This window comes from Mucilaginibacter sp. cycad4 (assembly GCF_034263275.1).
In the GTDB taxonomy this organism is placed as follows: domain Bacteria; phylum Bacteroidota; class Bacteroidia; order Sphingobacteriales; family Sphingobacteriaceae; genus Mucilaginibacter.
The window spans coordinates 2,352,695-2,372,765 of the sequence record NZ_CP139559.1 but is presented as its reverse complement, the minus strand read 5'-3'; the positions used below and the strand labels follow the sequence as shown (position 1 = coordinate 2,372,765).

The window sequence follows — 20,071 nt, the reverse complement described above, 5'->3', positions numbered from 1 at the left end:
CATTACCCCGAAGACATCCACAATCTTAATATCTTTGTAAGGATTTGACCCACATGAAAAAAACAGATGTTATTTCAGAATATCATTTAAATCATCATCAGCCAGATAAGGCCCAGTTTGCGATCTATGATCTGTATGATTATGTGAAAAGAAATATGGCTAATACCACCCGGCCGCACATTCACAGTTATTATCAGGTCATCTGGTTTAAGGCCGGACATGGAAATCATTTTGTAGATTTCCAATCTTATGAAGTAAAAGACGACAGCATTTTCTTTGTATCTAAGAACCAGGTGCATTACTTCGACAATAATTCAGATTACAGGGGGTATCTCATCCATTTTAATGAACCGTTTTTGATTCAAACCGACAGTGAAATGGAATTTTTTCTGAAATGCAACTTTTTTGGCAATCCCTATCAGTCACCGGTAAACTATATCGGCTCAAACTGCCATCAGATTTTAGAAACTTATATTAAGCAGATACAAGCTGAACTTAATTCGACTGATAGCCTGGGGCGAGAGGAATTGCTGCGCGGTTACCTAAAAGCCTTTTTGATACAGGTGCAACGACTTAAAAATGGCAGTGACTTAACAGCTTTTGTTAATGATGAGAAAAGGCTGCAACTGCTAAAATTTATCAACCTGGTGGACGAAAACTATAAAAAAGGGCTTTCTGTAAGCGAATATGCGGCCTTGATGTATATCTCTTCGCGAACACTATCTGATGTCACCGGGCAACTGATCAAAAAAACCCCTTCGCAGATCATCCAGGAAAGAATTATATTGGAAGCGCAACGGCTTTTACTGCATTCCGAACTCAACATTAATCAGGTTGGCTACCGATTGGGCTTTGACGATCCTTCTTATTTCGTAAAATATTTTAAGAAGCACACGCAACTATCACCTTCCGATTTTAGGAAATCCATTTCCTGAACTTACCATCTCTTTTCCGGGTTGACCATTTTGTGCCTACAGATTGTGCTGAACTTTGGGGACCGCGTCCTTTAGATGTGCAAATACAGATAAATGAAATGAAAGCCGCTCATGCAACATTTGAAAACATCAAGGTTTTCCTGCAGAACTGGTTTAATCGAGACAAAGGAACTTCCTTTTGCAACGAATTGCTGCAGTGCTGGAATGTATTAGAATAAATATTGAAAAACAAAGAATTGTGTGTTTAGGTAGGCGCAATGTTAAAATTTCAACCAGAAACCTCAACAGCAAGATAAATTACTGATAGATGAAATCCGGCCGGCGCACCATTTAATGGGCGAATTAAAAAAGCACAGCAATGTTAAGTATTACTTTGTTTTTCAGGTATTTATGTAATCAATCAACGAAAATTCTTTTGGTTATTTATGGTAGCAAGAGGAATAGGAAGGGTCATTGCTATTAAAGCTGCATGCGCTGCACGGGCGTTATTCTTGCGTACAATAATCATCCCAAACAGGGCGAAGCAGTTGCTGCAGAAAATAACCCAAGGTATCCGGGAAGATCTGATCAAAAGGATAACAATACCCCATTCTCTAATCCTTCATCATATTTCGGTTTATTGAATTTATATAAAAATGGCGAACGATGCCCGCCAATACTTTTAGTTTCATTAAGCTTTTCAATAATTTCTGTCGCTAACAGCCTGCGCAGAAAATTCCGAATATCAAGTTGCCGTCCCAGAATTGTTTCATACAAACTATGAATTTCAGGTATGGTGAACTTGCCTGGTAACAGTTCATAACCAATGGGATAATGGGCGATATGCAAGCGCAGCGCCTTTAACGCCTCCGCTATTAAAAGTTTATGGTCAAACATTAGCGGCGGTAAATCATTAACGGTCCACCAGGCACAATCCGTTTCAATTTCTGCTTTTTTTAATTCAACGGCAGAAAACTCGGTAAGCGTATAAAACCCAATGGATACGAAATAATCAAATATCCAACAATCGTCGGGCATTTGTGCATTTGTAAGTTCATTGATTCGGCGGGCATTAAAACCACTGTCAACTGTTCTTTCCGGATTTCCAAAGGATCGGAATTGTTGAAAGAATAAGTTCTTTAACCCTGTACGCGAAAACGCGATACGATCTGCCGCATCCTCAATTGATTCGGTTTTAAGAATATAGCCCCCGGTTACCGTCCATTTTTCTAAGACAATAGGCTTTTGTAATAAAACCTTCAATTCCTTATCATGATAGCCGAATATTACATTATCGACAGCGACATTTCTAAGATATTTATCCGGCTCCCATAAATATGGTTCTAAAATATTCAACTCCATTTACCTCAATTTTAAGCAAAATTAATCATTAATATCCATTATGTCTAAAAGACGTAATGAAATTTGGAAATGTCAAATCATACGCATATTTTTATTCCGTCAAAATGACATAATGAAATTTGAGACTAATTAAAAATCGACAGACATGAATAAGCTAAGTGTAATGCTAACCGTCATTGTGGGTACCTTATTAACCCTAACTGTAAAAGCCCAAACTAAAACTGATTATTACCCCGGAAAATGGAATGTATTGGTGATGGGTACGCCCAATGGTGATTCCAAAATGACCTTCGTACTTGAAAGAAAAGACGGCAAGCTAACTGGGGCCGTTCAGGATTCAACAGGAAAAGAACTGACTAAAATCACCCGGGTAGATGAAAAAGATAAGACGATAACAGCTGCTTTTACCGCTCAGAATTACGATGTTACCCTGACACTTGAGCCTGTAGACGATGACCATGTAAAAGGCAGCCTGATGGGCATGTTCGAAGCAAAAGGGGTTCGCGTTAAGGAAACTGAACAAATCCGGAAGTAAACGAATTTTAATTTTCATTCTTTGAACCCAAAAAACATGATCCCATTTTATTTTCGGTCAATCGGTTTGACCGTATTAACACTCTTCACTCTGGAGGCCCAGTCTCAAAGTAAATTACCTCAGTTTGGGAAAGACCCGGTCCCTGCAATCGTCAAAGCCATGACATTGGAGGAAAAGGTTAAGGTTGTAGTAGGAAAGGGCTTTTCGATTCCTGGGATGAGTATGGGAGCAAACGATAATACACCCGATAAACTCATAACTATATCCGGGCATACTATCCCGATTCCCAAATATGGAATACGCTCAATAGGCATGGCTGATGGCCCTTCAGGCATTCATCGCTGGGCCATGACTGCTAAGGACTCTGCAAATAATTTGTTTTCCACCGCCTGGCCGGTCGGGACACTTTTAGCTTCAAGCTGGGATACAGTTTTAGTAAAAAAAGTGGGGCGTGCCTTCGGCGAAGAGATCAAATCTTATGGCATCGACTTTATACTTGGGCCGGGTGCTAATATCCACCGCAACCCTTTAGGGGGCAGAAACTTTGAATATTATTCTGAAGACCCTTTGGTTTCGGGCTCAACAGCTGCTGCAATAATAAACGGGATCCAGTCGCAGGGGGTTGGGGCTACACTTAAACATTTTGCAGCAAATAACCAGGAAACCAACCGCAGTTCCGTAAACGAAATTATCAGTGAACGGGCTTTACGGGAAATTTACCTGCGGAATTTTGAAATCGCGATAAAGAAATCACAACCCTGGGCGGTAATGAGTTCCTATAACCTGGTTAACGGCACCTACACGTCGGAAAGCCATGATCTTATAACCAAAATATTACGTCAGGACTGGGGCTTTAAGGGCTTCGTAATGACCGACTGGTTTGGCGGTAAAGATGCAGTAGGGCAAATGAAAGCGGGAAACAACCTGCTGATGCCAGGTACGCCGACTCAGATAAAGGCAATTATGGAAGCTGTAAAAAACGGGCAGCTTTCGGAGGAAGCGCTGGACAAGAATGTGGAAGGTATTTTGAGCGTATTGCTGCACACACTGACCGCAAAGGGCTACGCCTTCAATAATAATGGCAATCTGAAAGCACATGCGCAAATTGCCAGGCAGGCCGCCGCAGAAAGCATGGTTTTGCTCAAGAACGATAACGCCACCTTACCTTTTTCTAATAAAGTGTCAGCCATTGCACTATTTGGTAATCACGGATATGATTTAATTGCAGGTGGTACAGGTAGTGGGGACGTTAATAAACCGTATGCGGTTTCTTTGGCTGAGGGATTAGCAAATGCCGGATATAAGATTGACAACGACCTGGCACAGCGCTACAAGAGTTTTTTAGCCGAATACACAGCAAAACATCCCAAGAAACCTTTGATGCAGGAGATCATGAACCCTACGCCATTCGCATCCGAATATAAAGTCGATGAGCGTACTGTTGGCCAAAAAGCGGATGCTGCCGATATGGCTGTTATCTATATTGGAAGAAATGCCGGTGAAGGAAACGATCGAAAGGTAGCAGACGATTATACACTGACAGATGTTGAAAAAGATATGCTTGCCACAGTAAGTAATGCTTTCCATGCCAAACATAAACGCGTAGTCGTTGTCCTGAATATCGGTGGCGTAATAGATTTGACACCTTTGCGCGACGAGGTAGACGCTATATTGCTTGCCTGGGAACCAGGTGAAGAAGGCGGTAACGCAATAGCTGATGTACTTAGCGGAAAAGTAAACCCTTCAGGCAAGCTGGCTACCACTTTTCCAGCAGCCTACGCTGATGTGCCATCGGCAAAAAACTTTCCGGGAAAAGAGTTTCCGGAAAAAGCAACCGTTGGTATGATGGGCCGTATGGTGCCCGCCGAAGTTACTTACCGGGAAGGGATCTATGTAGGTTACCGCTATTTTAACACGTTTAATGTAAAGCCGGCATATGAGTTTGGCTATGGCCTTTCGTACACTACTTTTGCCTGCACTAATCTTAAATTGAGTGGGAAAACATTTGCCGGAAAGCTGATCGCCACTGTAACGATTACAAATACGGGCAAAGTAGCAGGAAAACAAGTTGTGCAGCTATACCTGAGCGCTCCGGTAAAAAAACTGGATAAACCCGCAGAAGAACTGAAAGGGTTTGCAAAAACAAAACTCTTGCAGCCTGGTCAGTCGCAGACGCTGACTTTTACGATCATACCGCGGGACCTTGCTTCGTTCGATACTGCTTCGTCATCATGGGTAGCCGACGATGGAAAGTATACCGTAAAGATTGGGGCATCATCACTGGATATCAAGCAGACCGCAAATTTCACACTGGGCAAGGGATTGACCGTGGAAAAGGATCACAGGGCTTTAGTGCCGGAGGCTCAGATTGATGAATTGAAACCCAAGGCTGCACAAACTCCGCAAAACAACGGATCAGCGAACTGATTGGCAATTATGATAACACGTGAGTGGGTGCCAGACGATTTTGGCGGGCCAGGGCAAAAGTAATGGCCAAATTAAACTGTTTGCAGATCACAACTTAGCGGTATGGAAATCAGCCTTTAAACCCGTTGATGAGACCTGAATGATTCGGTTTTTATTGTTTGTAAATAGAGTATCAGAAATGGCAAGTGGAGTGTTTTTTTGAATGCTGTTTTGATGATATGTTTGAGGCCATAAACAATTATAACCCCTGCTATCCTAATCCTCTGTTATTTACCTGATGTTTAGGGCCGGTTGATATTAATGAAAGCACCGGACTTATAAAGTTTTTATTGAACATGTGATGTTGTTTAAGCAAACAATACTTTCGAATATAAAGGAGCAACAGTCAGGGGCTATTAATGTGTAGCTGACAGTCGGTAGCTATTTACCCGTAATTTTAATATGAAATTGAACGTGTCTGTGAATATTGTTTTTTTTAACGTGTTGGCAACAATATTTTTGTCTTTGGGTGCTACCCGTAGCGTTGGCCAGATAAAAGTTCAGAATATGTTGATTGAACATATGGCCAATCCAATCGGCGTGGCAACGGTAAAACCAAGATTCAGCTGGCAGCTCGTAAGCGATAAACGGAACCTGTTGCAAACGGCCTATGAAATTCGCGTTGCCAATGATTCTTCTGCGCTGTTTTTAGGCAAGGCCCTCGTTTGGAATTCTGGAAGGGTTTTTTCTGATTCTTCCATCAACGTTTCCTTCAAAGGAAGGTCTTTGCAGTCCGGGAGGCGTTATTATTGGCAGGTAAGGGTGTGGGGGAATTCGGGTAAAGTTTCTGATTGGAGTACCCCTGCCTTTTTTCAAATGGCGTTTTTGAACTCTTCCGATTGGAAAGCGAAATGGATAGCACCAGGGTTTACGGAAGACAGTCTTCGGGCCTCGCCTTTGTTCAGAAAACAATTCAATAGTCCCCGAAAAATCAAGTCTGCCACAGCTTACATTACGGCTCATGGATTATACGAAGCGCAAATCAACGGTAAGCGGATAGGAGATGCTTATCTCACCCCCGGATGGACCAGCTATCATAAACGTTTGCAGTACCAGGTATATGATGTCACCGATAAAGTGATACAAGGGGAAAACGCCATTGGTATTACACTGGGTAGTGGATGGTACCGCAGTCACATGTCGTGGGATAATATACCAGACAGTTATGGAAAGGACATTGCGCTACTTTTTCAACTGAATATTCTTTATGACGACGGCACAACAGAACAGATTATATCTGACGAAAGCTGGAAATCTTCAACTGCCGAAATTCGTTACTCAGAAATCTATAATGGTGAAACCATCGATTCACGTAAGGAAAAGAAAGGGTGGAACATGGCTGAATTCAACGACAATGATTGGAGTGGTGTAAAAGTTTCGCGCAATGCCATGAATATATTAGTAGCTACCGTGAATGAGCCTGTAAAGAAACATGAAACGTTTAAGCCAGTGAAAATATTGACTACACCGAAAGGCGAAAAGGTCATTGACTTCGGCCAAAACCTTGTAGGTTGGGTTGTTGTTAAAGCGTCGGGCCGAAACGGCGATACTATTAAGATTAATCACGCAGAAGTGCTGGATAAACTGGGTAATTTTTACACGACAAATCTACGATCAGCAAAATCTGAAAATAATTATGTGTTAAAAGGAGGAGGTGAGCAAACATTCGAACCGCATTTCAGCTGGCAAGGCTTCCGTTACATCAAAATAAGCGGATATACAGGGCAACTAATACCCGAGAACTTTACTGCTGTTGCGCTGTATTCGGATATGGAGCCAACCGGTACCTTCACAACTTCCAATCCGCTTATCAACCAATTGCAACGAAATATTGAATGGGGACAGAAAGGCAACTTTCTGGACGTGCCGACGGATTGTCCACAGCGGGATGAGCGGCTGGGATGGACGGGTGATGCTCAGGTGTTTTCCAGAACGGCTTTCTTCCTTCGCAACGGAAATAACTTCTTTGCGAAATGGCTCAAGGACTTAGCAGCAGACCAGTCCCCAAATGGCAAAGTTCCGGATGTTATTCCAAATGTATTAAATTATCCTAACGGTGGCGCTACAGGATGGTCTGATGCTTCTACAATTATTCCGTGGAACCTATATCTTGCTTACGGAGATAAACGTTTACTGAAAGAACAATATCCGAGCATGAAAGCCTGGGTAAGATTCATGACAGATTCCAGCCGGAATTATATATGGGCCAATGGCTTTCATTATGGCGACTGGCTTTCATATATGCTGGATAACGACCTGTATGGCCGTTCGGCCGTTACCGATAAATACCTTATTGCCCAATGTTTTTATGCGCATTCAACACAACTGTTAATTAATACGGCAAAGGTTTTGGGTAAAACTAAGGATGTAACAGACTATCAAAAACTGCTCGTTCATATTAAGGATGCCTTTATGAGGGAATATGTTACAGGTAACGGCCGCCTTGTTTCTGGCACTCAAACAGCATATGTTCTGGCGCTGAACTTTGATATGCTTCCGATACATTTGAGAAAACAAGCGGCCGACCGCCTGGTTAAAAATATAAGAAGTTATGGTAATCACATTACCACGGGCTTTTTAGGAACGCCCTACATTTGTCAGGTACTTTCCCGATTTGGCAAAACAAATGTCGCGTATGATCTGCTTTTGCAGGAAAGTTTTCCTTCCTGGCTATATCCCGTAAAGATGGGCGCTACTACAATTTGGGAGCGCTGGAACGGCATTCGTCCCGACGGAACATTTGAGCCGGCTTCGATGAACTCTTTCAATCATTATGCCTATGGTGCAATTGGCGATTGGATGTATAGTCAAATGGTTGGGTTAGATATTGATGAAAATGGACCCGGGTACAAAAAAATAAAAATACAGCCACATATTGGTGGCAACCTAACCTATGCAACGGCCACACATATCACACCATATGGCAAGCTAAGTTCGGGTTGGAAAGTGGAGAACGGCAAGTTGATAATCGATTCTGAAATTCCTGCTAATACAACTGCCACCATTTACATTCCTGCTAACCGCGCTGATGCGGTTACTGAAGCAGGAAAAAGTATAACAAAATCCAAAGATATCCGGGTTGGGAAATTAAGGAATGGGTATCTTGAATTACAGGTTGGGTCAGGGAGATATATTTTTTGCGGGGAATGGCCCCTAAATACAAAGAAAGAATCACGTTGATTCTTTTATTCTCAAAGCAGGCCCTTTAAATAAACTGTTCCTATAGCAGTTGATGGCCAATGTTAAATGGTTTCTTAATCAGGCATTCTTTTGCTGAAATTATGGTGTTCGTTTATGCTTTATTAATAACGATATGATAGTTAAAGATAATATGGCAATTGGATTGGTATTTAGGAACAGGTACAGGAAATCTATAACTAATCATATAATTTCCTGTATTCAAAGGGCGATTTATTCGTGAATTTTCTGAACTGTCTGTTAAAATATGAAAGGTTATTAAATCCGCATTCGTAGCAAATATTCGCTATACTTCTATTTTTATCTTGTAGTAATGAGGTAGCGTGGGTGACTCGCACCTTATTGACAAATTGGGAAAATGTATTTTTAGTCTGCCGCTTGAAATACCGGCAAAAAGCAGTTTCATTTAAACAGGCAAGTCCCGCAGCTTTTTGGGAATTAACGTCCTGTTTAAAGTTTTCGAGCACATAACGGTATACAGCGTCCAATTTGGAAAAACCCTTAGCGTTTTCAATAGTTTTTGGAGCATCGATCGTTAGTACATTAAAGCTCTTTTTGGGTAGTGATGCCATGTAGTCAAGCAGCTCCAGTAAAAGCAGGATTTTTTTGACCCCTTGCTGTTTTGTCAGTTGTACAAACCTTTCCTGGATCTCATTACTTGATATTGTAAGTTTAAGACATGCCGACTGGGCAAACTTCAAAAGGTCCTTTATTTTACCAAATTCCGGTTTTTCATAGAGCTCTTTACCCAGGAAATCTTCCTGAAACTGTACTGCAATTGAATGGGCCATTTGATTGACGTTTTCGGAATACTTTTCGTTGACAAAATAGTGCGGGAATAGCGGTCCGAAGAAATACATGTCTCCCTCTCCGAAATTCAATAACTGGTTCCCTCCATAAAATTTCCCTTGCCCACGGATAATAAATGTGACCTCAAAACCATCATGAAAATGGAAAGTGTTGACAAATTTCGTCGTGATTTCCTGCTTTACAATAATACTGGAATCAACGGGATGGGGAAGTTCGCTGAAGATCTTTTTCATTAAAAATGGAACAAAAGTGTTGAGAATGGCTGTGAAAAATTCAGTACCGGGTAAATATAGGTAAATAGTGTATCGGAAATGGCAAGCGGAGTGTTTTTTTTAAGCCTGTTTTGATCACAATTTTGTAATACACAACCAATTAAGCGAGTAACCCAACTTCATACTGATAAGGATTTCATTTCGAAAAGTAGCGATTAAGAACAGAGCGGGGGAGGGTTACCAAAACATAAAGAGTGTCTGAATTTTAAACCATTTGGACATCAAAAAATTCGTGTTACAGCTTTATAAAAGGATAAATACAACAAAACTCCAATCATAAACCTGTGCCGTATTATCTGAATAAATAAATTTTCACCTCTTCAAAAAGAGATTTCACCACCTTAATTATAAACTATTTATGTATAGAAACCTCATCCAAACAACAAAATTGCCCGATAAGTTGGAACAAGAACCAATAAATTATCGGCTATGCCGGGCGTTTGCAAAGAAGACGCTTATTCAAATTATGTTCTTTTTGTTATTAAGTTTTTCTGCACTTGCACAGGTTAGCATTCGCGGGAGAATAGCAGATGAAAAAGGAAGCCCCTTGCCCAATGCAAGTGTTCAGATCAAGGGGACCAGGACCGGAGCACAAACAGATCAACAAGGAAATTTTACAATTAATGCACCTTCCTCTTCCTCCGTATTGGTCATATCCTTTGTAGGATATGAAAAAAAAGAGGTAACTATTGGCGGGCAAAATAACTTAAATATTTCACTTTCTCCGGTGAGCGGAAACATGGCAGAAGTCGTTGTGGTTGGTTATGGCACCCAGCGGAAGTCTGACTTAACTGGAGCAATATCCTCCGTAAGTGCAAAGGACCTTCAAAAGGCTGCACCGATTAACGCAACAGAAGCAATCCAGGGAAGGGCATCCGGCGTCCTGGTAACTACTAATTCCGGGGCTCCCGGCAGTGAGGGCACTATCCGAATCAGGGGTATAGGCACTGTCAATAATAATGATCCACTATACGTGGTGGACGGTATGTTTGTAAACAGTATCAATTTCCTGAACCCTTCAGACATTTCAAGGATTGAGGTGTTGAAGGATGCATCCGCCACGGCGATATATGGTTCAAGAGGCGCTAACGGAGTGGTGTTAATTACTACCCTAAAAGGAGCAAGCGGTAAGCCTGCAATTTCATTAAACGCAAATACTGCTATAAGCAATGTAAGTAATCTTCCGGTGACCTTAAACCGTGATCAGTATCTTGATTATAAAAAGACTGCATATTTAAATGGTTACCTGCGTTCTATCGCTAATCCCAATCCCAATATTGATCCATTTACCACAAGCGACCCTTTTTTTACCTATGTTAAAACTGTTAAAGAGCAGTACGACAAAGGCTACAATACCAATTGGGCAAAGGAACTACTAAAAACGGCCGTCGTTCAGAATTATGGTGTTGCCATACGCGGGGGAACCGATAATGTCCGCTATTCTGCCAGTGCCGGATACTTCGATCAAAAAGGGATAATTGAAAATAGTGGCTATAAGAGATACACGGTTCGCCTGAATACCGACTATACAATTAACAATCGCCTGGTAATAGGGGAAAATTTAAATATCACCCACTCCATTACATCGGGCAGGTACGGCGAAAATGCGCCGGGAGGCATTGTGAATGAAATTTTGAATGACGACCCTTTATCACCGATTCTTAAGCCCAATGCTGACCCAAACGATCTTAATTATCGCTATAACAAATACGCCTACTCGGCTGTTACCGGCAATTTCAATCCGGCGGGCATAATTTCCAGGATGAATGACCGGACCTTTCTGGTACAGCTTGTCGGCAATGTTTATGGTGAGTTAGAAGTTTTAAAGGGATTGAAATTAAGATCAAGTATGGGGTATGATTACAACAACAACAGGAGGTCTGCTTATACTCCTCAATACTATATTGATGCGCTCGAAAAAAACGATTTAAGCACTGTAACGGAGGAAAATGCCAATTTTTTTGGCCAGGTATGGGAAAATACTTTGACTTATAACAACAAATTTGGCGAACATTCTATTACCGGTCTTCTGGGCTATACAGAAGAATTGTATAAAGGCAATTTTGTAAACGTGAGCCGGCAGGGTACTGCTAACAATGACCCCTCGTTACAAGTACTGAACGCAGCAACGGGGGATATTTCATTAACTGGAAATAAGACCAATTATGCACTCAGATCATATTTTGCAAGGGTTAACTATGCCTATGCCGACAAGTACCTGTTGACGGCCACCGTGCGGCGGGATGGATCCTCGAAATTTGCTTCTGATAAACAATGGGGAACATTTCCCTCTGTGTCGGCAGGATGGAAAATAAGCAGTGAAAAATTCTTTCAAAACCTAAATACCCTGTCATTCATTAATATGCTAAAATTAAGGGCCGGCTGGGGACAGATAGGAAACCAAAGCATGCCTGGCGGAACTAATAATCCATATTTATCATTAATTGAGGGTGCTAATGGTTATCGTTATGTTTTTGGCGATGCTGTTACCAACGGATATTATTTAAGCTCCCTGGGTAACCCAAGCATTACCTGGGAAACATCTGAACAAACCAATATCGGATTGGATCTCGGATTATTGAATAATAAATTAACGGTTTCTGCGGATTATTTCATAAAGCATACGAAAAACATGTTATTACAGGTCCAGTTACCTTCGTATGCGGGATTCCCGGGAACTCCTTATACCAACGCCGGGGAGATACAAAACAAGGGGTTTGAAATAGCAGCTGCTTACCAGGGGGCGGTTGGCAAGTTTTCATATGGAATTTCAGCAAACGTATCCAGATTTATCAATAAGGTACAAAGCCTGGGCACCGGCAACAATCCTATTGTTTCCAGTGATTATATAAGCACCCTGACAATTAACCGTACGGCCGTCGGAAGATCTGTAGGCGAGTTTTACGGTTACGTAACCGATGGTATTTTTCAGAATACGGCGGAAGTGAGTGCTTATAGTAAAAATGGTACGAAGATTCAGCCAAACGCTTTGCCGGGCGATTTCCGGTTTAAGGATTTGAATGGTGATGGCGTAATCGATGCAAACGATCAAACCTATATCGGAAACCCTCTGCCAAAGTTTCTTTATGGCTTTAACCTGAACCTTGCTTATAAAAATTTCGACTTGGCTGCACTCTTCCAGGGTTCTTATGGCAATAAACTTTTTAACCTTAATAAATACTACAGAGGTACACTGAACGGGGCCTATACCGGTGATTTAGCAAACTATGAAGCAGCGTGGAGGGGAGAAGGCACGTCAAACTCCCAGCCAATTATATCAACCGTTGACCAGAACCAAAATTTCAGGGTTTCAAACTGGTACGTTGAAGATGGTTCCTATCTGCGATTGAAAAGCATTCAAATTGGCTACAATATTCCTTCTGGCTGGCTAAAAAGAGCGGGTATCAGCAGCAGCCGGATTTATTTGGGTGGTACAGATCTTTTTACCATTACAAAGTATACAGGGATTGATCCTGAGGCTGGTTTAGCAGCAAGCCCAATTCAGGCAGGCTGGGAATTATCAAGTTATCCGAAAATGAAGAGATACATCCTGGGCTTAAATGTGACTTTTTAGTGTTTACAAAAAATATTCAGTAGCGATATGAAAAAGAATTTACTTACAAAAGTGTTCCTGGCGGCACTTGTACTATCCACTATTTCCTGTAAAAAGGATTTACTTAATCAACCGCCATATGGCGTGCAAACTGACGCAAGCTATTTCAGGACATCGGATGATCTGAACAAGACATTAACTGCAGCTTATAATTATTTGCAGCAGCCGGTTTTTCCTCCTTATGAATCAGGCAGATGGGTTTTTGGCGATGTAGGCTCGGATGATGCGCTGAAAGGTGCCGGCGGATCAACCTTCCCGATTGCAGGTATTTCCGAACTTTCTTTAAATCAACAAACATCCGGTAATTACATCATCTCAATATATTGGACAAACCTGTACAATATGATTGCCATTTGCAACCTTGTTTTGGACAAACAATCGATAGTATCAGGTGATGCCGACGAAATTAAAAAAATTGCCAACCAGGCCAGGTTTCTCCGGGCTTATGGTTATTACGAATTGGTGAAATATTTTGGTGATGTCCCGATGCCCTTAACATATTTAGATCCTGCCAAAGTAAACCTGGCAAGAACGCCCAAAGCTGGGGTATGGGCACAGATCGAAAAGGATTTAACAGACGCTTCCGCTCTGCCGACAAAAGCGCAATGGGGAAGTGCCAATGACGGAAGAGCGGCATCTGGTGCAGCGTTTGCGCTATTAGGAAAGGCGTATATGTTCCAGAAAAAATTTGCAGATGCGGAAGCCACCTTAAAAAAGGTTATTGATCAGGGTTCATATTCTTTATTGCCGGATTACGGTGCCATCTTCAGGAAGACCGGTGACAATGACAACGCGGAATCTGTTTTCGATATTAAGCACAAGGCTAATACAGGCACATTTCCTGGTGAAGGTTCGTTCAATTATGCGTTTCTGCAACCATCGGACGCCCCAATTGCAGGATTTGGACAGGACGAACCCAGCCAGGACCTCCAAAACGAATTTGAGCGGGGAGATCCACGGGCTATTTATACGATCCTGTTCAGCGGAGACAGCGTCCCCAATGGTGCATCCCCTTACGTTGTAGCTAATTCGGGAACTGCCGCTGGAAAAGCAAACAGGAAGTTCTTTATCCCTCCAAGTGAGAAAGTAGCTTATATCGGGTCTCTCGATGAAGCTAAAAGCAATCATATTATTCGGTATGCGGAGATATTGCTTTTGTATGCTGAAGCATTGAATGAAAATGGCAAATCTTCAGAAGCGCTTACCTGGATAAACAAGGTGCGGCAGAGGGCCCGGACGACACCTGCAAAAGACCCCCAGCGTATCTCGACCGTATATGATTTAAGTTATACGGGTCCTTTGCTTCCTGACATAACTACTACTGACCAGTCAGCACTAAGAACTGCAATTTGGCATGAGCAAAGAGTAGAACTTGCCATGGAAGGACTTCGCCGCGAATATCTTTCCCGAACCGGGCGTCTATCGCAGAGAATGGCGGCGGCCAAGGGCATCGCAGCGTTTAATGATAAGTACGTTTTATTGCCAATCCCGCAATTAGAAGTTTCTTTATCTAATAATCAAATAACACAAAACCCCGGCTATTAACGGACTGCCCCTTGCCGCCGCAGGGGCAGTCGCTGCCTCTGTTAGCTGATAGAGTTCATTAATACAATGACGTACTAATAAAATATGAAAGAACAAAATTTTCGAAGTAGTGGATGGTTTGGCCGCACAGGAAAGGACGGATTTATTTATCGCGCATGGATGAAGAAAAGTGGCATTCCGGAACATGCATTTGACGGGCGCCCTGTTATTGGCATTTGCAATACATGGTCTGAACTTACACCGTGCAATTCGCATTTTCGGGAATTGGCAGAACACGTGAAGAGGGGTGTATATGAGGCAGGGGGACTGCCGGTTGAATTCCCCGTTCTTTCCCTGGGCGAAACTTTAATGAAACCGACGGCCATGCTTTTTCGCAATCTTGCAAGCATGGATGTGGAAGAGGCTATTCGGGCCAATCCATTAGATGGGGTAGTGTTACTTTGCGGCTGCGACAAGACTACTCCTTCCCTCGTCATGGGGGCCTGTAGTGTGAACCTGCCCACGATTGTTGTTTCTGGCGGGCCTATGCTAACAGGAAAGCACAAAGGGAAAAGTATAAGCACTTCTGATCTCTGGCGTTTTTCTGAAGCTAACCGGGCAGGCCAGATGGACGATATGGAATTGAGCGTGGCGGAAGCAGGTATGTGCAGAAGTGACGGTCACTGTGCAGTAATGGGTACTGCTTCGACGATGGCATGTATGGTAGAATCACTTGGTTTATCTCTTCCGGGGAATGCGGCTATACCTGCGCCCGATGCGGCAAGGAAGGTTCTGGCACAAATGTCGGGACACGAAATAGTCCGGATGGTGAAAGAAGATATAAAGCTTTCTGATATTCTGACAAGAGCTGCCTTTGAGAACGCAATTATGGTCAATGCGGGCATAGGGGGATCCACAAATTTTGTTATTCACCTTTTAGCCATCGCAGGGCGTATGGGGATTGATCTGTCTATAGATGATTTCGATACATTCTCTGCCAATATCCCACTCATTGCGAACCTGCAACCCTCGGGGGATTACTTCATGGAGGACCTTTATTATTCCGGCGGGTTGCCCGTCGTTATAAAAGAATTATTACCTTACTTAAACCAGAATTGTATTGCCGTAAACGGAAAGTCTGTCGCTGAAAACGTGAAGCATGCGGAATGTTACGATGAAAACATTATCACCACGATGGCTAACCCGTTTAATCGCTCGTCTGGATTTATTGTTTTAAAGGGTAACTTATGTGAAAGTGGGGCAATAATTAAGCCCTCTGCTGCTTCTGCGCCGTTGATGAAGCATACAGGTAAAGCAGTGGTGTTCGAAAATATTGATGATTATAAAAAAAGGATAGACGCCCCCGATCTTGATGTGGACGAAAATAGTGTGCTGGTATTGAAGAATGTTGGGCCCAGAGGTTATCCCGGAATGCCTGAAGTGGGTAATATGGGGCTTCCGGCAAAGCTACTGGCCAAAGGTGTCACTGACATGGTTCGGATTTCTGACGGCAGAATGAGCGGTACCGGATTTGGTACAGTTGTGTTGCATGTTTCCCCGGAAACTGCGGACGGCGGTACTTTGGGGGTAGTTCAAAATGGAGATTTGATCACGCTTGACGTTTATGAACGCTCATTGCATCTGCACCTTTCAAACGATGAGATTGCAGAAAGGAAAAAAAACCGGAAGACCGAAATTAAAATTGAAGCACGCGGCTACGTCAGGTTATATCAACAGCACGTGCAGGGGGCCCATTTAGGGGCAGATTTGGATTTTTTGCGCGGTAGTTCGGGTAGTAAAGTAGCTAAAGATTCACATTGATGTTCCCTATATCACAATATAATTTTAACTAACTAAATATATCCAATAGCTGTAATAATAATGACCGGAGATTTAGCATATGAGGTTGTCGTCCCGCATCGATGCCTGCTTGGTGAAGGCCCCGTTTGGGATGCGCAAATGAACACGGTGTGCTGGGTAGACATACCGAACGGCGAGATTCATGAATTTTCGTTAACTGATAATGGCTTTCGGACAATGGCTATTAAAGATAAGATCGGTGCTATCGCCCTCTGTACTGACGGCCGCTTTCTTGCTGCTCTTAAATCCGGGTTCGCTTTTATCGATAGGCAAAACGGGAAAATTAAGCTCATCGATCATCCTGAGGCCCATTTGCCGGGAAACCGGTTTAACGATGGAAAATGTGATGCAGTCGGACGGTTTTGGGCTGGTACAATGGCACTTTCTGAGGAAACCGGGGCCGGCAGTCTTTACATGATTGAGAATGACCTGTCAGCCACTGTCAAGATCAAAGGTGTTAGCATCTCTAATGGCCTGGCCTGGAGCCCGGATAATAAGATAATGTATTACATTGATACCCCGACTTTTGAGGTGGTGGCATACGACTACGATATTCAAACAGGAAATATCGCCAACAAAAGGGTTGCGATACAAATTCCGGAGAAAGAAGGCTTTCCGGATGGTATGACGATAGATATGGACGGTATGCTTTGGATTGCACATTGGGGCGGCTCGCAGGTTGCCCGCTGGGACCCGGATACAGGAGCAAAATTGCTGACAGTTCAATTGCCGGTGGCCCATGTTACATCTTGCACTTTTGGCGGAACGCACTTGAATGATTTATATATCACATCTGCAAGGGTTGGCCTGTCAGAAAAGCAACTCATTGAACAGCCGTTGGCCGGTTCATTATTTGTTGTCAGGAATTGTGGATTCCGGGGAATGGAAACCGCAGCTTTTCATTATAAAAACAATATTTAGATTGTATGAAATTAATACGTTACGGAAATAAAGGATCTGAAAAGCCAGGAGTATTTGTTAACGGAAAGCGATTGGACCTGTCATTATTTTTTAATGATTGGGACAGTGCGTTTTTCAATAAAGACGGGCTTGTGCACCTCCGGGAAATCTTATCTGGTCGTACCGATCTGCTTGAGATAGCGGAAGACGTCCGCTGGGGTGCCCCTGTAGCACGGCCTGGCAAGGTACTTTGTATCGGACTGAATTATTCAGACCATGCCAGGGAGAGCGGGATGGCTATTCCGGATGAGCCCATATTATTTCAAAAAGGATCGAACACTGTAGTCGGGCCATATGACGATATCATTATTCCCAAAAATAGCCGGAAAACAGACTGGGAAGTAGAACTTGGAATCGTAATCGGGAAGGATGCGCGCTATCTTTCTTCGGTAGCTGATGCCGAAGCATATGTTGCAGGTTTTTGCATTTCGCACGATGTGTCAGAGCGGGAGTTTCAGTTGGAAAGGGGAGGACAATGGACTAAAGGAAAGTCCTGTGATAACTTCAATCCTTTAGGGCCTTTTCTGGTTACCAGGGACGAAGTGGAGAATGTCCATAATATAGCAATGTCCCTTAAGGTAAACGGCATGGAAAAGCAACGGGGTAATACGAATACAATGATTTTTGACTGTTATTATTTGGTACACTATTTATCACAGTTTATGACGCTGGAAGCCGGAGACCTCATCAATACCGGGACTCCGCCGGGAGTAGGTCTCGGAATGAAGCCCCAACAATTTTTACTGGCCGGAGATGTTGCGGAGCTTTTCATTGAAGGCCTGGGTACCCAGAAACAACATTGTGTAAATGCCTGATTTCCTGCTTTATCGTGCGGGAAGTTGAAAACGGATAGATTGTTAACTGGGAAAATCCCGGAGATATTGAACTTATACAGTTTGACTGTGAAAAATTCTTAGGTTTAAATAAATACAAATGAAAAGATTTGAAAATCAGGTTGCTGTAATTTCCGGTGGGGCTGAGGGATTGGGTTTTGCAATTGCCGAACGCATAGGATCGGAAGGAGGGAGCCTTGCCTTGTTTGATATCAATGGTACACTATTAAAAAAAGCATTGATGCTGCTTAAAGACAAAGGCTACATTGCAGAGGGCTACCAGGTTGATATATCATTGGAACCAGCTGTTGAACACGCCATTGAACTTGTTAAGGCTACTTTTGGCAAGATCGATATTATGATAAATTCTGCTGGTATTGTTGGCCCCACCAGTACCAGGATCACCGATTATCCGGTTGAGGAATATGACCGGATCTATGCGATAAACCTCAGAGGAGCATTTCTTATGACTAAGTATACCTTGAAGGTGATGGAACAGAATAATTACGGTCGTATATTATTACTGGCTTCAATTGCAGGTAAAGAAGGCAATCCGTTTATGACCGGATATTCGTCTATGAAAGCTGGTGTCATTGGCCTTGTAAAGGGCGTAGGAAAAGAATATGCTCAAACCGGGATCACGGTGAACGGCCTGGCACCAGCTGTAATTAAAACTGCAATGAACGAACATACGGCACCCGAACAATTGGCTTATATGACTTCTAAAATACCGATGAACCGCCTCGGTACGGTTGAAGAAGTCGCATCCATTTCTGCCTGGATCGTATCCAATGAAGCGAGCTTTAATACGGGTTTTGTGTTTGATATCTCAGGTGGCAGGGCTACATATTAAAAAAACTGTCTTTTGCTATGGTCAAAAAAATTATTGTACTGGGTGGATCTTCGGGTATAGGAAAGGCCACTTCACAACGCTTTGCCCGGGAAGGCTGGCGTGTTCTTGTAGCTTCTCATGATTTACAGGAGTGTGTCGAAACTGTAAACGGGCTGGAGGGTAAAGGTCATATAGCTTGTAAGGTAGATGTACGGGACGAAAAGGACCTGATCAGGTTGCAGCAACTCGTTAAAGCAGAGTTTCTGACCTTTGATACCTTAGTGAACACTGTGGGTATTTCTCAAAGTTATCCGGCTATAGATTCTGATTTTTCTGCCTGGGACGAATCTCTGCAAGTCATGCTTTATGGTTCGGTAAAATCCTGCCGCTTATTGATTCCCTTGATTAATGACGGGGGGAGGATCATTCACGTTACCTCCATTCATTTTGAAAGGGTTGCTTTTGGGAGCTCTGCATATGGGATGGCAAAAGCAGCCATCACCCAGTTTACCCGTTCATTGGCAATGGAACTGGCTCCGCGAAATATATTGGCAAATACCATAGCCCCCGGATTTGTAAACACCCCGATGTCTGTTAAAAAAGATGGTAAAAATGAGGTTGAAACGGAATGGTTCAAAGATAATTACATCAAATATGATCACCTGCCACTCAAAAGGGTAGGCAGACCGGAGGAAGTTGCAGGGGTTGCCTGGTTCCTATCAGGGCCAGATGCTTCTTATATGACGGGTTCAGTTGTTGTTGTTGATGGCGGCCTTACAATCACCTTTTAAAAGGTAAATACCCATGAGAAAATGCATATACCTATTTTCATGGTTTACTTCCGCTTTGTCATCACTGATGTTAGTTCGTGTGCCTGTTATGATAAGATACT

The 20,071-nt window shown here is 42.8% G+C and carries 13 protein-coding genes; 11 read left to right on the top strand and 2 right to left on the bottom strand.

All coding sequences use genetic code 11. The features are described 5' to 3' along the window. Positions 1-53 precede the first annotated feature (53 nt). Positions 54-935 carry an AraC family transcriptional regulator gene (locus SNE26_RS09575; RefSeq protein WP_321559136.1) on the top strand — a complete coding sequence of 294 codons (882 nt, stop codon included), beginning with the start codon at positions 54-56 and terminating at the stop codon, positions 933-935. 567 nt (positions 936-1,502) lie between these two features. Here the strand turns inward: SNE26_RS09575 and SNE26_RS09570 are convergent. Beyond that, positions 1,503-2,276, bottom strand: a complete 774-nt coding sequence (locus SNE26_RS09570; protein ID WP_321559135.1) for an NUDIX hydrolase — start codon at positions 2,274-2,276, stop codon at positions 1,503-1,505. Positions 2,277-2,421: 145 nt separating this feature from the next. On the opposite strand from SNE26_RS09570, the gene SNE26_RS09565 reads away from it, so the two are divergent. From SNE26_RS09565 to SNE26_RS09555, 3 genes are all read left to right on the top strand, one after another. Continuing rightward, on the top strand, positions 2,422-2,811 hold the full coding sequence (locus tag SNE26_RS09565) for a hypothetical protein (protein WP_321559134.1): 390 nt from the start codon (positions 2,422-2,424) through the stop codon (positions 2,809-2,811). Between the two features lie 36 nt (positions 2,812-2,847). Continuing rightward, the gene (locus tag SNE26_RS09560; protein WP_321559133.1) at positions 2,848-5,238 is read left to right on the top strand and encodes a glycoside hydrolase family 3 C-terminal domain-containing protein; all 2,391 of its coding nucleotides are present in this window, start codon (positions 2,848-2,850) and stop codon (positions 5,236-5,238) included. Positions 5,239-5,784: 546 nt separating this feature from the next. Beyond that, entirely contained in the window at positions 5,785-8,457 is a 2,673-nt protein-coding gene (locus tag SNE26_RS09555; RefSeq protein WP_321559132.1) for a family 78 glycoside hydrolase catalytic domain, read from the top strand. Between the two features lie 197 nt (positions 8,458-8,654). Here the strand turns inward: SNE26_RS09555 and SNE26_RS09550 are convergent, their stop codons facing one another. Then, the gene (locus SNE26_RS09550) at positions 8,655-9,518 is read right to left on the bottom strand and encodes an AraC family transcriptional regulator (RefSeq protein ID WP_321559131.1); all 864 of its coding nucleotides are present in this window, start codon (positions 9,516-9,518) and stop codon (positions 8,655-8,657) included. 397 nt (positions 9,519-9,915) lie between these two features. Between SNE26_RS09550 and SNE26_RS09545 the strand changes: the two genes are divergently transcribed. From SNE26_RS09545 to SNE26_RS09515, 7 genes are all read left to right on the top strand, one after another. After that, a complete protein-coding gene (locus tag SNE26_RS09545) occupies positions 9,916-13,131 on the top strand; it encodes a TonB-dependent receptor (RefSeq protein WP_321559130.1) in 3,216 nt (1,071 codons plus the stop codon). A 27-nt stretch (positions 13,132-13,158) separates the two neighbouring features. Then, positions 13,159-14,715 (top strand): RagB/SusD family nutrient uptake outer membrane protein, encoded by a 1,557-nt coding sequence (locus SNE26_RS09540; protein WP_321559129.1) that lies wholly within the window; start codon positions 13,159-13,161, stop codon positions 14,713-14,715. Positions 14,716-14,799: 84 nt separating this feature from the next. After that, positions 14,800-16,515: an IlvD/Edd family dehydratase gene (locus SNE26_RS09535; protein ID WP_321559128.1), complete on the top strand. Its 1,716-nt coding sequence runs from the start codon at positions 14,800-14,802 to the stop codon at positions 16,513-16,515. A 60-nt stretch (positions 16,516-16,575) separates the two neighbouring features. Beyond that, positions 16,576-17,475, top strand: a complete 900-nt coding sequence (locus tag SNE26_RS09530; RefSeq protein ID WP_321559127.1) for an SMP-30/gluconolactonase/LRE family protein — start codon at positions 16,576-16,578, stop codon at positions 17,473-17,475. A 5-nt stretch (positions 17,476-17,480) separates the two neighbouring features. Beyond that, entirely contained in the window at positions 17,481-18,329 is an 849-nt protein-coding gene (locus tag SNE26_RS09525; RefSeq protein ID WP_321559126.1) for a fumarylacetoacetate hydrolase family protein, read from the top strand. 118 nt (positions 18,330-18,447) lie between these two features. Further along, complete coding sequence (locus SNE26_RS09520; RefSeq protein ID WP_321559125.1) at positions 18,448-19,200, top strand: SDR family NAD(P)-dependent oxidoreductase; 753 nt, start codon at positions 18,448-18,450, stop codon at positions 19,198-19,200. 17 nt (positions 19,201-19,217) lie between these two features. Further along, positions 19,218-19,970, top strand: a complete 753-nt coding sequence (locus tag SNE26_RS09515; RefSeq protein WP_321559124.1) for an SDR family oxidoreductase — start codon at positions 19,218-19,220, stop codon at positions 19,968-19,970. Positions 19,971-20,071: the final 101 nt, after the last annotated feature.